The 14,232-nt window shown below is 53.7% G+C and carries 13 protein-coding genes; 1 reads left to right on the top strand and 12 read right to left on the bottom strand.

All coding sequences use genetic code 11. The features are described from left to right. Positions 1-23 precede the first annotated feature (23 nt). Together BAA01_07850 and BAA01_07845 are read right to left on the bottom strand one after the other, a co-directional pair. Positions 24-1,676, bottom strand: coding sequence for a methylmalonyl-CoA mutase (locus BAA01_07850; GenBank protein OUM84832.1), 1,653 nt, complete (start codon positions 1,674-1,676; stop codon positions 24-26). Positions 1,677-1,933: 257 nt separating this feature from the next. Beyond that, on the bottom strand, positions 1,934-2,611 hold the full coding sequence (locus BAA01_07845; protein ID OUM84831.1) for a lipoyl(octanoyl) transferase: 678 nt from the start codon (positions 2,609-2,611) through the stop codon (positions 1,934-1,936). A gap of 110 nt (positions 2,612-2,721) precedes the next feature. Here BAA01_07845 and BAA01_07840 point away from each other — a divergent pair, with 110 nt between their 5' ends. Next, positions 2,722-3,111 (top strand): hypothetical protein, encoded by a 390-nt coding sequence (locus BAA01_07840; protein OUM84830.1) that lies wholly within the window; start codon positions 2,722-2,724, stop codon positions 3,109-3,111. Between the two features lies 1 nt (position 3,112). Here BAA01_07840 and BAA01_07835 read toward each other — a convergent pair whose 3' ends face one another. The 10 genes from BAA01_07835 to BAA01_07790 all read right to left on the bottom strand — a co-directional run bounded on the left by BAA01_07835 (position 3,113) and on the right by BAA01_07790 (position 14,229). Continuing rightward, positions 3,113-3,952: a hypothetical protein gene (locus BAA01_07835; GenBank protein ID OUM84829.1), complete on the bottom strand. Its 840-nt coding sequence runs from the start codon at positions 3,950-3,952 to the stop codon at positions 3,113-3,115. Between the two features lie 15 nt (positions 3,953-3,967). Continuing rightward, the gene (locus BAA01_07830) at positions 3,968-4,630 is read right to left on the bottom strand and encodes a hypothetical protein (protein OUM84828.1); all 663 of its coding nucleotides are present in this window, start codon (positions 4,628-4,630) and stop codon (positions 3,968-3,970) included. Continuing rightward, positions 4,624-5,721, bottom strand: a complete 1,098-nt coding sequence (locus BAA01_07825; GenBank protein ID OUM84827.1) for a hypothetical protein — start codon at positions 5,719-5,721, stop codon at positions 4,624-4,626. The genes BAA01_07830 and BAA01_07825 overlap by 7 nt, the downstream gene beginning before the upstream one ends. A gap of 170 nt (positions 5,722-5,891) precedes the next feature. Beyond that, complete coding sequence (locus BAA01_07820) at positions 5,892-6,734, bottom strand: sporulation transcription factor Spo0A (GenBank protein OUM84826.1); 843 nt, start codon at positions 6,732-6,734, stop codon at positions 5,892-5,894. A 64-nt stretch (positions 6,735-6,798) separates the two neighbouring features. Beyond that, the gene (locus BAA01_07815; protein OUM84848.1) at positions 6,799-8,133 is read right to left on the bottom strand and encodes a SpoIVB peptidase; all 1,335 of its coding nucleotides are present in this window, start codon (positions 8,131-8,133) and stop codon (positions 6,799-6,801) included. Positions 8,134-8,341: 208 nt separating this feature from the next. Then, positions 8,342-10,108: a DNA repair protein RecN gene (locus BAA01_07810; protein ID OUM84825.1), complete on the bottom strand. Its 1,767-nt coding sequence runs from the start codon at positions 10,106-10,108 to the stop codon at positions 8,342-8,344. A gap of 12 nt (positions 10,109-10,120) precedes the next feature. Beyond that, positions 10,121-10,567, bottom strand: coding sequence for an arginine repressor (locus BAA01_07805; protein ID OUM84824.1), 447 nt, complete (start codon positions 10,565-10,567; stop codon positions 10,121-10,123). Then, entirely contained in the window at positions 10,564-11,445 is an 882-nt protein-coding gene (locus tag BAA01_07800) for an NAD(+) kinase (GenBank protein OUM84847.1), read from the bottom strand. Before BAA01_07800 ends, BAA01_07805 begins: the two co-directional genes overlap by 4 nt. Before the next feature lie 25 nt (positions 11,446-11,470). Continuing rightward, positions 11,471-12,304, bottom strand: a complete 834-nt coding sequence (locus tag BAA01_07795) for an RNA methyltransferase (protein OUM84846.1) — start codon at positions 12,302-12,304, stop codon at positions 11,471-11,473. A 35-nt stretch (positions 12,305-12,339) separates the two neighbouring features. Further along, positions 12,340-14,229 (bottom strand): 1-deoxy-D-xylulose-5-phosphate synthase, encoded by a 1,890-nt coding sequence (locus tag BAA01_07790; GenBank protein ID OUM84823.1) that lies wholly within the window; start codon positions 14,227-14,229, stop codon positions 12,340-12,342. Between the last annotated feature and the right edge of the window lie 3 nt (positions 14,230-14,232).

Raw genomic sequence — 14,232 nt, 5'->3', positions numbered from 1 at the left:
GTGGCTTAAGAGGTGGCTTCGGTTCAGGTTGCCTGGTATTCTCCAAATACTTTCCGCAAGGTGCCGCAGATCTCTCCGACCGTGGCATAGGCGCGAACCGCTTCCAGAATATACGGCATCAGATTCTGATCCCCTTTGGCCGCCTGTTCCAACTGTTGCAGGCAATGGTTGACCTGCGCGGCATTTCGCTCGGCGCGGACCTTTGCCAGCTTCTGCTTTTGCCGTTCTGCAATGGCGGGATCCACGCGCAACAATTGCGGGGGCGTCTCTTCCTCAATGCGGAAACGGTTCACCCCAACCACCACCTGCTCACCCCGTTCGATGGCTTGCTGCGTTTCATACGCCGCCTTGCGAATTTCCCGTTGCATATATCCCTGTTCGATCGCGGAAACCGCCCCACCCATCGCCTCAATGGCATCTAAATATTTCCAGACTTCTTCTTCGATCGCGTCTGTCAAGTACTCCACGAAATAGGAACCGGCAAGGGGATCCACGGTGTCAGCGACGCCGCTTTCATAAGCGATGATCTGTTGCGTACGCAGGGCAATCCGCGCCGACTCTTCTGTCGGCAGCGCCAATGCCTCGTCCCGCGCGTTGGTGTGCAGGCTTTGTGTGCCGCCCAAGACGGCAGCGAGCGCTTGCAGGGTGACCCTGACGATGTTATTGTCCGGCTGTTGAGCCGTAAGCGTCGAACCGCCGGTTTGCGTATGAAAGCGAAGCTGCCAGGATCTGGGATTCTTGGCTTGAAAACGCTCTTTCATCAATTTGGCCCAAATTCTGCGGGCGGCACGGAACTTTGCCACCTCTTCGAAGAAATGGTTATGGGCGTTGAAAAAAAAGGCCAGCCGCGGCGCAAATTCATCCACTTCCAATCCGGCATCCAGCGCTGCCTGGACATAGGCCACGCCGTTGGCCAAGGTGAAAGCCACTTCTTGGACGGCAGTCGAACCCGCCTCCCGAATGTGATACCCGCTGATACTAATGGTGTTCCACTTCGGCAGGTGTTGCGAACAATACGCAAAGATGTCCGTAATCAGGCGCATCGAGGGCTTTGGCGGGAAAATATATGTACCGCGAGCCACATATTCTTTCAGGATGTCGTTTTGAATGGTCCCTTGCAATTTTTTCGGATCGACCCCTTGCTTCTCGCCGACAGCGATATACATCGCCAACAGAACGGAGGCCGGGGCGTTGATGGTCATCGAGGTGCTGACCTTGTCCAGCGGAATCCCTTCAAACAACTGTTCCATGTCCAGGAGCGAATCGATGGCTACGCCCACTTTTCCGACTTCGCCTCCGGCCATCGGGTCATCCGAGTCGTACCCGATTTGCGTCGGCAGGTCAAAGGCCACGCTTAAGCCGGTCTGCCCTTGTTCCAAAAGATAACGAAACCTGCGGTTGGTTTCTTCCGCGCTGCCGAAACCGGCATATTGCCGCATCGTCCAGTACCGGGCACGATACATGGTTGGCTGAATCCCCCGCGTATAGGGATATTCTCCCGGCAGGCCCAGTTTTTCCAGATACTTTTCGTCTGGCGACTCCGGCAGATACAGCCGGTCCACCGGTATGCCCGAAAGGGTCGTAAACGTCTCTTGCCGCTCCGGAAATTTTTCGAGCAGTTCTTGCGTCTTTTCCAGCCACTGGCGATATGCCTGTTCAAACGTTTCTGTCGACATTTCTTCCACTCCTCGGATTCTCTCATTTTTCCAAATTCTAATGCCACACCGACAAAAAACGGCTCTTGCAATCACCTTGGGCAAAAGATAGGATAAATGGTGAACCAGGCATCATCGGAAATGATGGGTGGGGTGAGTCTTCATGAGCCAAAAATGGATCAAATGGGTGATCTACCTTGTGATTTTTTCGATGCTCCTGTCGACCATCGCCTTTGGGTTATCCTTTGTCTAGTCCTTATCTGTCTAGTCCTTGTCCATCAGGCCGGGAGAGAGGTCACTTTTTTCACATCGAGCGGCTGCTCGAACACATCGTGAAAGTGCCTTAACAAGACGCGCGCAAACTCCTCCGGTGTACAATCCACTCCCAACGCCCGCATCGACGTGACGCCGTACTCCTGAATCCCGCAGGGGACGATCAGTTGAAAAAACGACAAATCGGTATGTACATTGACGGCAAAGCCATGGCTGGTCACAAAGCCGTTGTTGCGTGAACGGTTTAATTTGACGCCAATCGCCGCAATCTTTTCATCTTTCACCCATACCCCGGTGTAACCTTCCTTGCGCGACGCCTCCAGAGCGTAATCCCGGAGCGAACGGATCAACACCTCTTCCAGGTCCCGGAGATACCGTCGGGCATCATTCCCACGCCTGCTTAAACTCAAGATGGGGTACCCCACCAGTTGTCCCGGGCCATGGTAAGTCACATCCCCGCCCCGGTCCACCTGGACGATCTGAACCCCCCTCCTGAATCCCTCCTCTTCCGTGACCAGGACATGTTCGCTGTGGCTCCCTCTGCCCAGGGTGATGACGTGCGGATGTTGCAGCAGGAGGAGCGCTTCAGGCTTTTCTCCCCGGGATACCTGCCCGACCCGTTCCCGTTGCCAGTCCCAGGCGAGCTGATAATCGACCGTTCCCGCAAGGTATACCTCAATCATCGCGCAACTCCCCTTTGCGTGCACCTGCGTCACGAAACCTGTTCGCTTCTGAATATCTCGATTCTACACTATTGTACCGATATTCAGCAGGAATTGTAAAGCCACACAAAGTGGCTGCCTCCCGGGGGATTCATGTGGTACAATTGAAAAAGCTCATCGCCTGTCATCAGGGAAAGGACGTAGGATGTGAGAGCATGCAGCGTTACAGTCGTTTGATTGTCCTTCTGATTTTGTTTATTCCTTTGGCCGTCGCCGCTTACGGATGGAAACTGCTGCGGGAAAGCGCCTACTATTTTTTTTATGTCCTGCGGCCGGACGGAAGCGAGGATTATGCCTGGATGGTCTGGCAGCTGATCTGGCACGTGGCAGGTGGCCTGGCGCTGCTCGGATTTGGTCTCTTTTTCTTGGGCGGTTTTCTTCTCCATCGGCAACGGAAGAAAAGCGGAAAGCAGGATCATCCGGAAAAGGCGAGCCGGCTCAACTCCAGGTCTTCCCGCTAGCTCAGTTTTGCCTCCCCCACCCGTCAACCCACCTGAGAAAGGGAACACGTTCGATGACGCGGCTGATCGAACCCACTTCAGCCAAGCTGTGCAAGCCAAGAAACAAGCACAGGAAAAAGGCTTTTACCCATTCGGGTTGCGTGGTCAGCAACCATAGCCCAAAAACCATCCCTAACAGATTGGAGCCTGCATCTCCCAGCATCGAACGCGCCTGCAAGTCAAAACGGCTTACCGCCAAAACGGCCCCCAAGTAAGGCATCCAGATGTCCCACTGCTGCCATCCAACAACAGAAAATGGCGCCACGGCTGAGATAGAAAACAAGAAACCCTTCACTGCGCGGCCAGGGCGGACATCCAGTAAATTCAATGTATTGACCGACAGAATCAAGAGGTTTGTCTGAAAGAACCAATGCCAAAACCCCTGACTTAGCGGCAAGGCGACAAGTCCGCCCGCGATGGAAAGAACAACCGCCTTTAAAAAACCGGTCGTAAGCCGCCCTTGGCGCCAAAAGGCCGCAACATGCCCTCGCAATCCCTTGATCTGCTGTTCACCATGCTGGTCATCCAGCCAACCGGCAAACGCAGCGATGGTGGAGCCAAGCAAAAGCCAGGGCAGAAATTCCCGGCTGGTTTCTGCGGAAAAGAGCCATTGATAGCCCCCGATCGCAAAGCATACGAAATACACAAGCAGCCCGGTGCCGGTCGGGGTTTTCCTTCCTTGATAATTGACCTGGACACTGGATATGTCGGCCAGGAACCGTTCAAACAGGGGATAGATCAACTTGACGCCGCCAAATCCCAATATCCCCCACAAGAGGAGACAGATTCCCTTGACAAACACCCTCTTCCCTCCCTTTTATCCCTGTCTGGACAGTTCCCAGAGGGTTTTTACGACATCTTTAAATTCCCTCCCCCGATGGACAAAGCCGCGCCAGTTCCGGCCAGTCGCCCGATGTGCAAGCGGCAGGGGCACCTCTTTGAGACGATAGCCTTGACGCAGCACTTGCACCGTAATGCCCACTTCAAGGCCAAAACCGCATGGATAATGCTGCACGGACGATAAAATCTCTTTCCGCATCGCCCGCTGGCCGGACAAAGGAGCCCCAATCTTATGTCCCGTCAGACGGTAAATCCCCTTTCCCGCTGTCCATGTCACGATCCCGAACCCGTCTTTTCGTTGAGGCTTCGGAAACTGGGCAATGGTCATATCCGCCTGATCTTCTAAAATTGGCGTCAACAAATGGCGGACATGAATCGCCGACCTCCCCAAATCGGCGTCCACCCAGCAAACCAGCGGGCTGTTCGTGGATGCCAAGCCAGTCGCAATGGCCGCTCCTTTCCCGCGGTTGTCCGGGTGACGCAGCAATTTGGCATAGCTCCGCGCCAATTCAGCGGTTCGATCTTGACTCCCGTCATCCACAACGATAATTTCTTCAAAGCAACCCGCCGCATGCAAAGCAAGCAGCGTTTCCACGATATAATCCTCTTCGTTATACGCGGGAACGATGGCCGTCACCATGATTCCACCACCGTTGTCGCCATTTCTTGGGTGATGAGATAGTGAAACCCCTTGGCGTCAATCAAGCGGTCACCGACCCACATGCGCACAAGACAAGTGCTGCCCATTCCCTCCCGACTCTTTTCGTAAAAATCAATCATATTGGAATGAGAACCAAGGAGAATCATTTTTTCCGCCCCCTTTTCGTATGCCAGCATCAACGCGGCATCTTCACTTGTCCCAAACATCGGGAACAGATGGCCAGACAGTCCGAATTCCTGTAGCCGCCTCATTCCTGGCGCAGAATGATCGGGATAGGCATGCACGACCAACTCGGCGCCGCTACAAAGCGCGGTCACGGAGACGCTATCCATGTCCCCGATGATTAAATCAGGCCGCAACCCGCATTCAAGAAGCGCGTCCGCCCCGCCATCCACCCCGATCAGGAGGGGCTTTTCCCTGAGAATAAACGGTCGCAGCACCTGCAAATCCTTTTTGTAATGTTGTCCGCGCGCCACAATCACGACAGTTCGCCCTGCCATCACGGTGGTCAGGGGCAGGTTGGCGCTCTGATGGAACATCTGATGCAAATCCATTTGGGCATTTTTCAGCGTGTTTTCGGCAAATTTGTGGAATTCCATCAACCGGTTGTCTTTCGCCTGGCTCCACCGTTGCCGATAGGCATCCCAAGTCAGCCGGCTGGCCTCGGCAAGCAAATGGAAATGCGTCCCGTCCCAGCAGCCGATCTCCCGATCGGTCAACCAGAGCGTCATCCCTTCCCGGAAAAGCTGAAAATCTTTGGAACGCCTGAGATCGAAAACTGGTATTTGCGCTTCCAAAAGCCGCCTTGGACCGGCTGTCTGATACCGGCCGCTGAACGTCGAACGGGCGTTGATCACCGCCGATACCTTTTTTTCAACCAATTCCGATGCGGCAAGTTCATCAATATCCTGGTGGGAGAGCACCGCGATTTGCCCCGGCTGAATGCGCTTCAACAATCGTTTTGTCGAACCGTCTACGATACATGTCCCGATAATGGTTGTGGCTGATCCTTCCCCGGCGTCCTCTGCCATGCTCACGTCGAAGATGGGCCGTGAGGTCTGAGTGAACATCCCGCACTCTCTCCTTGCGATACGCATCAAATTCCTGCGTTAGTATTTTTCCATCCTGACATCGATTTCAATCCTTGGAAATAAATACAAATTGGGGCAGAATTCGGCTGAATTCTGCCCCAAATCGCTTGTCGGATTTTGCTAAAGATTGTAAGATAGAGACAAACCGGTCAACCCGCTTTTAACTCCAGGCGAAGCTTGTCCGCAATCATGGCAATAAACTCGGAATTGGTCGGCTTGGTGCGATCCAGGTGTACCGTATACCCAAACACTTTCTCGATGGACTCCAGGTTCCCGCGGTTCCAGGCCACCTCAATCGCGTGCCGGATGGCTCGCTCCACGCGGGAAGGTGTCGTCATGTATTTTTCGGCAATGCGAGGATACAGCTTTCGCGTGATATGACCAAGCAACTCAATCTCATGGTAGACCATCATAATGGCTTCGCGCAAATAAAGATACCCCTTGATATGGGCCGGAACGCCAAATTCGTGAATGATGTCGGTGACTTTGATCTCCAGCTCCCGGAGCGGGTTTTGTCCCTGTCCCGGCAACATGACCGGTTCGTGTCCATTGGGCGTTTCCAGACACAGGCTATGGTGCCGCAGTCCAGAGCCAGACAATGTGTAGGACACCGGATCAGCCACTTGATAAATCCGCTGCAGCAACAGCTGCATGTCGAACGGCTTCAAAATGTAATACGAGGCTCCCAGGTCAACCGCCTTTTTGGTAATGGACTCTTGCCCAAAAGCGGTGAGCATGATCACTTTCGGCGACTTGCTCAAACGGAGCTCTTTCATCTGCTCCAGCACGCCTAGACCGTCCAGGTAAGGCATGATGATGTCCAGAATGATGACATCCGGAAGGCTGGAAGAGGTTTGCAAAGCTTCCACGACTTCATTTCCATTGTAGTATGTACCGACAATTTCAATCCGATCTTCTTTCTCCAAAAAATCTGACAACAATTTCGTAAATTCCCGATTATCGTCTGCAATCATGACATGGACTTTCTCCAAATGAAACCCTCCTACCCACTTTGCTCAATGCCATTTCTCATCGTTTTACAACTTCGACAAGGGGTCAGGGAATTCCTTCTAAAAATGCAAAAAAATCCGAGGACGATTCACCTGTCCTCGGATGTTGTTCCAATAACCCCGCATCACGCAACATCCATTCGATAAAGGTGGCATAACCCGACGTGGGATCATTGACGAAAACATGGGTCACGGCACCGACGAGGCAGCCGTTTTGGATGATGGGACTGCCGCTCATGCCCTGGACAATCCCACCCGTTTTGTCAAGCAACTCCGGATCGGTGACGCGTATGATCATGCCTTTTGTCGCTGGGTATCGCTGCGGGAAGACATCGACAATCTCAATGCGGTAACGCTGCACCTTGTCCCCTTCAACCACAGTCAGAATCTCTGCCGGTCCTTTTTTCACATCCTCGGCGTAAGCGACAGGAATGGCCTCCCGCGGCAAACTGTTGTATGGAAAGTTTTCTATCTTTCCAAAAATCCCGAAGGGCGTATTCTTCTCGATCGTTCCGATCGGTTTGTCATGGTAGAAGAAAGCTCTCTTCTGTCCCGGACTGCCGCTTTCACCCCGTTGAATCGACGACACATGGGAAAGGAGGATTTTTCCGTCACCGACGACGATGGGCTTTTGCGTATCCATGTCTGTAATGACATGGCCCAAGGCACCGTAAACTTTTTTTTCCGGGTGATAAAACGTCAGTGTGCCAACACCGGCGGCAGAATCTCTGACATAGAGCCCGACTTGATATTTTCCCGTGCTTCCATTTTTTTCAGGCAGCACCCGGACTTGCACTTTTTCTTTCCCTCTGACCAGTTCGATCTCGACTGGCTCCCCTTTTTCCCCAGCCTCCTGTACCTGTTTTGTAAATTGTTCCGAAGAGAGAACCGGCTTTTTGTTCAGGCGAACAATCAGGTCACCAATTTGAATATCTGATTTTTTTGCGGGTGAAACTTGTTGGTGACGGGAGTTTTCAACCATGTGGTAACCGACCACCATCACTCCGGCTGATTGAAGCTGGACACCAATGGATTGCCCCCCAGGGATTAACTTGATGTCAGGAAGGACATCGACATTGACCGTCTTAATCGGGAACTTGTCAAAAAGCTTGACTTGCAGTTGGGTTTCTCCCGTTTGCCTGGTCTGAAAAGTGAACGCTGTTGTGGCTTGCTGCTCTGCGTCGAGGAGAGAAAGAACGTCGGTGTTCGTCGTTTGGACCGTCGTAAAGCTCAGCTTTGGCAGCTGATGAACGGAGCCCTTGATAAAGCGAAGTTGATCGGGTAATGTGGAAAATTCCAGAAAGGAGGATGAAAAAGCAAAAAGAAGCAAGAGCGAAGCGGTAATAAGGCCGAACAGACGTTTTGCCCAATGCTGATTCAAAAAAATCACACTCCCACCTTACCCCCCATATCCCCTCCAGCATGATGATTGAACTGTCTTTTCACGCTGTACCCATAGGATCTCCGTACGTGGAGGCTTTTATAAACCACAAATCCTGCCACCCACGCTTTTTTCGGGATGCTATTAGGATTGCCCAACTGAACAGGTTTCATCCTTCTTTTTCCAAAGCTTCTTCCATCCGTGTCCGCTACGCGGGCCACATCGTTTGCTTGAATTGTTCCGCACGCCGGAGCATATTTTCCGCGTGTTGAAGGGAGAGTTCCGACGTGTGATCTCCTTCCAACATACGGGCTAAAGCCTGAATGCGCTCAGGCCTGTCCAGAAGGCGGACGCCGGAGGTTACACCGTTCTCGCCGATTTCTTTTTGCACCAGGTAGTGGGCGTCGGCCATACAGACCACTTGGGGGAGGTGGGAAATGCAGAGCACTTGGTGCTCCCGGGAAAGGCGAATCAATTTCTCCGCCACCGCTTGGGCGCTCTGCCCGGATATTCCGGTGTCAATTTCATCAAAAACAATGGTGGTCGTCTCTTTGGTTTCGGAAAAAACAACGCTGGAAAACACTGTTTTCAACGCCAGCATCAGCCGGGACAACTCGCCCCCTGAGGCCACTTTGGATATCGGCAACGGCTCGGCCCCCGCATAGGGTGAGACAAGAAACAACACTTCGTCCATTCCCTGCGCGTCGAACACGCGGCGTTTCGGGGCATCCGCCCCGCCTTCACGGCGAGGGAGGACCTGGATCAGAAAACGCATATTCCCCAGTTGCAGTTGATTCAGTTCGGCCTGGATTTGTTCAGTCAACTGCTCGGCCAGCCGGCGGCGGAAACGTGACAATTTTTCGGCATGCATGGCCATGTGTTGTTCCGCTTCCGAAATGGATCGCTTCAACACTGCCAGCCGTTCTTCCCTCTGGTCCAGCTGTGCCAGTTCTGCTTCAATCTGCCGGGCATAGGACAAGATGGCCTCAATGGAATCGCCGTATTTTCGCTTCAAATGCTGGATAAGCGAGACCCGCTCTTCTATCTGATGAAGCCGGTGCGGATCGAAGTGAAACGTTTCTTTTTTCCTGCGCAACTGAATGATGGCCTCTTCTGTCGCGTAATAGGCCTGGTTGAGAAGCTCGATCAGCGGCTTTAATTCACTGTCCAGATGGACGATTTGTTCCAAATCAGCAAGCGCCTTGCCCAGTTGATCGGTCGCGCCTTGGGAAGCAGCGAGCGCATGGTATGCGCTGTGCATGGCGTATTGGATCTTTTCTGCGTGAGAAAGGATTTTCTGTTCCGCGGCAAGCCGTTCTTCCTCACCGATCTCAAGGGAGGCGTTGCGGATTTCTTCCAGCTGGTAACGGTAGAGGTCTTGCTGATGCAGCCATTGTTTTTCACGCTCGAGAAGATGCTGGTACTCCTGTTGCCAATCCCGGTATTTTTCCCACCACTTGCGATACTCCTGCAGGTGGGCTTTTCCTTCCTCCGGCAACAGACTGTCGAGCCACTGGCGTTGCACCTGCAGATCGTTCAGGGTATGGCTTTCCTGCTGCCTGTACACGTTTACCAGAACCTCTCCCAAACGGCGAAGCAGGCTTAACGGGACCAAATGCCCGTTGACCCTGCAGGTGCTGCGCCCCTGCCGCGTAATTTCCCGTTGCAGGATTAAAGAATAGCATTCCCCGTTTTCCCCGTCAGTTTCTACTTCCTCGGCAATGCCCGCCGCTGCCAAAAGTTCCCGCACAGGGTGTGTCGAATGATATGTAAAAAGCGCTTCGAGGTAGCTTTTCTCGGCTCCCTGACGAATATAATCGGCTGATGCGCGCTGTCCCATCAATAGCTGCAGCGCATCCAGAATCACCGATTTACCTGCTCCCGATTCCCCCGTCAGGATATGCAAACCGCGGCCGAAACGCAGATGCAGCTCTTCAAAAGTGACAAACTGCCTGATGTGCAATTCTTCCAGCATGCGCCTCACCTGCTACAGCAATTCTAGAATCCGCTCCGCCACCCTCTCCGTCAGTTCCTGACTGCGGCAAATGATCAAAATAGTATCGTCACCGCCAATGGTTCCCATCACCTCGGGCCATTCCAGGTGATCGATCAGCGCCGCGACGGCATGGGCATTTCCGGGCAAGGTTTTTAAAACAAGGAAATACTCCGTGTAATCCAGCTTGACGAAACTGTCTTCGAGCGCCCGGCGCAATTTTTGCAGCGAGCTGACTCCCCTGTCCCCAGGCAGCGCATACTTGTAGCGGCCATTTGCCGTCGGTGTTTTCACCAGTTGCATTTCCTTGATGTCGCGGGAAATCGTCGCCTGCGTGACAGGAAACCCTGCCTGCCGCAATGCCTCCGCCAATTCCTCCTGGGTTTCTATATCTTGCGTGGCAATGATTTCGCGAATCTTGAGACGCCTTTTCGCCTTCACTTGCAAGTCCCTTCCTCTTCTTCCTGGGTTTGACCCTGGAGCTTCTCCCGCACCACTTCAAAAAACGTATTCTCCCGCCACTTGACAAGCTGGGTTGTGTACGGGGAACGACGGACCAGAATCTGATCCCCATGTTGCAGCTGGACGCCGAGTTGCCCGTCCACGGTCAAGCCCAGATCTTCATGATCGGAGAGAACCTGGATCTCCACTTCATCATCCGGCGACAGGACAATCGGACGGGCGGTCAGCGTATGCGGGGCGATGGGGGTGAAAAGCAATACCTCTACATTCGGGCTGATGATCGGCCCGCCTGCAGAAAGGGAATAGGCGGTCGAGCCTGTCGGACTGGAAATCAGCACGCCGTCGCCAGAATATTTTCCGAGCAGCATCCCGTTGACCAATACTTTGTTGGTCACCATGCGGGAAAAGGATCCCTTGGCTATGCCCACATCATTCAATGCCTGAAACGTATGCGTCCGTTTGCCGGCACGAAAAAGCTGCGTTTCCAGCATCATCCGTTCTTCTACGATATACCGCTTTGCCAGGATCTGCCGAACACTGTCTGCCAAATTGTGCGGTTCCGCCTCGGAGAGAAATCCCAGATGCCCGAGATTGATGCCGAGGATGGGAATGGGATAAGGCGCCAAGGCTCGCGCGACTCCCAGCAATGTGCCGTCTCCCCCGAGGACAAAAACCAATTCAACACGCTGATGAAATTGCTCAAACGGAAGCGCCAGGTCACTCCGTTTCAGGTAATCGGCCGTGGCCGGTTCCAAAACGGGCTTGCTTCCGTGTTGCTCCAACAAGTGCACCAGTTGGTTCGCGACTTCCCAGGCATGTTTTTTGGTTGGATTGACATAAATCCCGACGCAGACCATGTGGATCACCTCGTTTGCCAGGGATTCAAGCACGCCCCGATGACAGCTCAGCATGGGCAGCCGCAACCACTTCTTCCACTTTCTGGAATGATATGGCGTCCGGTTTCTCTCCCGGTAAAAATTGGTGCAGGGAAAGGAATTCAATGTTCCCATCCCCGCCCGTAATGGGGGAAAAGGTCAGGCCCAACCCGTGAAAACCCAGCTCCGCTATCGCCACAAGGAGCTGATGCAACACTTTTTTGTGAACTTCGGGATCGCTAACGATCCCTTTTTTTCCCACTAGTTGCCTTCCGGCTTCAAATTGCGGTTTCAGCAAGGTGATCACATGGCTTTCGGCGGGCAGAAAGTTGGCAAGGACCGGGAAAATCAACCTGACCGAAATGAAGGATACATCGATGGTCACCCAATCAGGAAGGCCATGTGTCAGTCGCTCAGCCTGAAAATATCTGAAATTGGTCCTTTCAAAAAGGATGACACGCGGATCCTGCCGCAGTTTCCATGCCAACTGCCCATACCCCACATCGACCGCATATACCAGACGCGCGCCGTGCTGAAGGGCACAATCGGTAAAGCCGCCCGTCGAAGCCCCGATGTCCAGAACCGTGGCTCCCTGGAGGGAAACACCAAACGTGTGGATCGCCTTTTCCAGTTTGAGGCCCCCGCGGCTGACGTAAGGCATCGATTCTCCCTTGATTTCGACGGCGGCGTCGGGAGTCACTTTGCTTCCTGCTTTCTCCACCCGCTGCCCATCCACAAACACCAGGCCAGCCATGATCGCCGCCTGCGCCTTTTCCCGTGAAGGCATCAACCCCTGCTCAACCAGCCATTGATCGATACGCATCTTGTTCTTCTTGGGCATCTTGGACATGTTGAACCTCGCCTGTCATTAAGGATTTAGGCATGCCAGAGATCCGGCTTTTGCTGAAACAGGAGGCGCTTGATCCGCAGGACGCATTCATCGGCGGTCAGTTGGACCGATTGACGAAGCTGGGCGATGCTGCCGTGTTCGATGAAGCGATCGGGCAGCCCGATATTTTCAATCTGCACATGAATGTTCTGATCAGCATACCATTCCAGCACGGCGCTGCCGAATCCCGCCGCACGGGCAGCTTCTTCAATGGTCACAATGAGCTCATGTTCGCCGGGAAGCCGTGACAACAGCTCTTCATCCAGCGGTTTGATGAAGCGGGCGTCCACAACGGTCGGTTCAACCCCGTAGGGCCGCAGAAGCTCTGCCGCCTGAAGGGCCACTTCCACCATCGGGCCGATGGCAAGGATGGCCACCTTTTTCCCGTGCTGCAAAATCTCTGCCTTGCCGATGGGGATGGCTCGCGGTTGTTCCGGCACAAGCCCCTGGGCGTTGCCCCTCGGGTACCGAACGGCAACCGGACCTTCGCAATGGTACAGCGCTGTGTAGACCATATGACGCAACTGGTTTTCATCACGGGGCATCATCAGGGTCATATTGGGGACGACGCGCAAAAAGGCCAAATCAAAAACCCCCTGGTGGGTGTCTCCGTCTGCTCCCACCAGACCGGCACGATCCACCATAAAGACGACGTGCAGGTTCTGCCGGCAAATGTCGTGGATCACCTGATCATAGGCCCTTTGCAGAAACGTGGAATAAACGGCAAAAACAGGCTTGAATCCCTGTGTCGCCAGGCCGCCGCAAAACGTGGTCGCATGTTGCTCGGCGATCCCTACATCAAAAAAGCGCTCCGGGAATACGGCAGCAAACTGGTCCAGTCCCGTGCCGCCAGGCATAGCTGCCGTCACGGCCACAATGGTCGGATCCTCTTCGGCAAGCTGGATCAGAGTCCTGGACATCACGCTGCTGTAGGACGGCGCGGCTGAGGTTTTCATCACTTCCCCTGACTCGATCTTATAGGGGCTGATCCCGTGGTATTTGACCGAATCCTTTTCTGCAGGACCGTATCCTTTCCCCTTGACCGTCACCACGTGGACCAATACAGGCTCATTGAGCCGTTTTGCCTGTTGCAGCGAAGAAAACAGTTCATCCAGCGAATGTCCGTTCACCGGACCCAGGTACGTCAACCCCAGTTCTTCAAACAGGATGCCGTCCAAAACAAGATACTTCAGGCTGTCTTTGAGTCTTTCCGCCGTTTTGGCGAGCGTCTCCCCGATAGCCGGCACGCGTTTGAGGAAGTACTCCAGCTCATCCTTCACCCGGGCATAATGCTTGTCTGTCCGCAGTCTCCCCAGATAGTGGTGCAAGGCGCCTACGTTGGGCGAAATCGACATCTCGTTATCGTTGAGAACGACAATCAGCTTCCGTTTTTCATGCCCGATGTGATTCAACGCCTCCAGCGCCATGCCCCCTGTCAGCGCGCCATCGCCAATGACGGCAATCACTTCATGGTTCTCTCTTTTCAGATCCCGAGCCACAGCCATCCCAAGGGCTGCAGACAGGGAGGTGCTGCTATGCCCTGTCTCCCAGACGTCATGCACCGACTCAGAGCGTCTCGGAAAACCGCTCAAGCCCCTGAATTGCCGAAGCGTGTCAAACTGCTCTTTTCGGCCCGTGATGATCTTGTGTACATAACTCTGGTGGCCTACATCCCAGATAATCTTGTCTTTGGGAGAGTCAAAAATGATATGTAAGGCAAGCGTCAGTTCGACAACCCCCAGATTAGGCGCAAGATGTCCGCCTGTCACTGACAATTTCTCAATAAGAAACTGCCGGATCTCTTGGGCAAGCTGGGGCAACTGGTGACGGGGCAGCGTTTTGAGTTGTTCAGGCGAGTGGATCTGTTCGAGGAGCATGCA

Source organism: Bacillus thermozeamaize (genome assembly GCA_002159075.1).
GTDB lineage: Bacteria > Bacillota > Bacilli > ZCTH02-B2 > ZCTH02-B2 > Bacillus_BB > Bacillus_BB thermozeamaize.
This window is presented reverse-complemented; position numbering and strand designations above follow the sequence as displayed.

Coding starts and splice junctions, on each gene's coding strand:
- BAA01_07830 (OUM84828.1), bottom strand. CDS start 4,630: ATGGTGACGGCCATCGTTCCCGCGTATAACGAAGAGGATTATATCGTG.
- BAA01_07790 (OUM84823.1), bottom strand. CDS start 14,229: ATGCTCCTCGAACAGATCCACTCGCCTGAACAACTCAAAACGCTGCCC.
- BAA01_07795 (OUM84846.1), bottom strand. CDS start 12,304: ATGCCCAAGAAGAACAAGATGCGTATCGATCAATGGCTGGTTGAGCAG.
- BAA01_07810 (OUM84825.1), bottom strand. CDS start 10,108: ATGCTGGAAGAATTGCACATCAGGCAGTTTGTCACTTTTGAAGAGCTG.
- BAA01_07800 (OUM84847.1), bottom strand. CDS start 11,445: ATGGTCTGCGTCGGGATTTATGTCAATCCAACCAAAAAACATGCCTGG.
- BAA01_07825 (OUM84827.1), bottom strand. CDS start 5,721: ATGTTCACTCAGACCTCACGGCCCATCTTCGACGTGAGCATGGCAGAG.
- BAA01_07845 (OUM84831.1), bottom strand. CDS start 2,611: ATGATTGAGGTATACCTTGCGGGAACGGTCGATTATCAGCTCGCCTGG.
- BAA01_07850 (OUM84832.1), bottom strand. CDS start 1,676: ATGTCGACAGAAACGTTTGAACAGGCATATCGCCAGTGGCTGGAAAAG.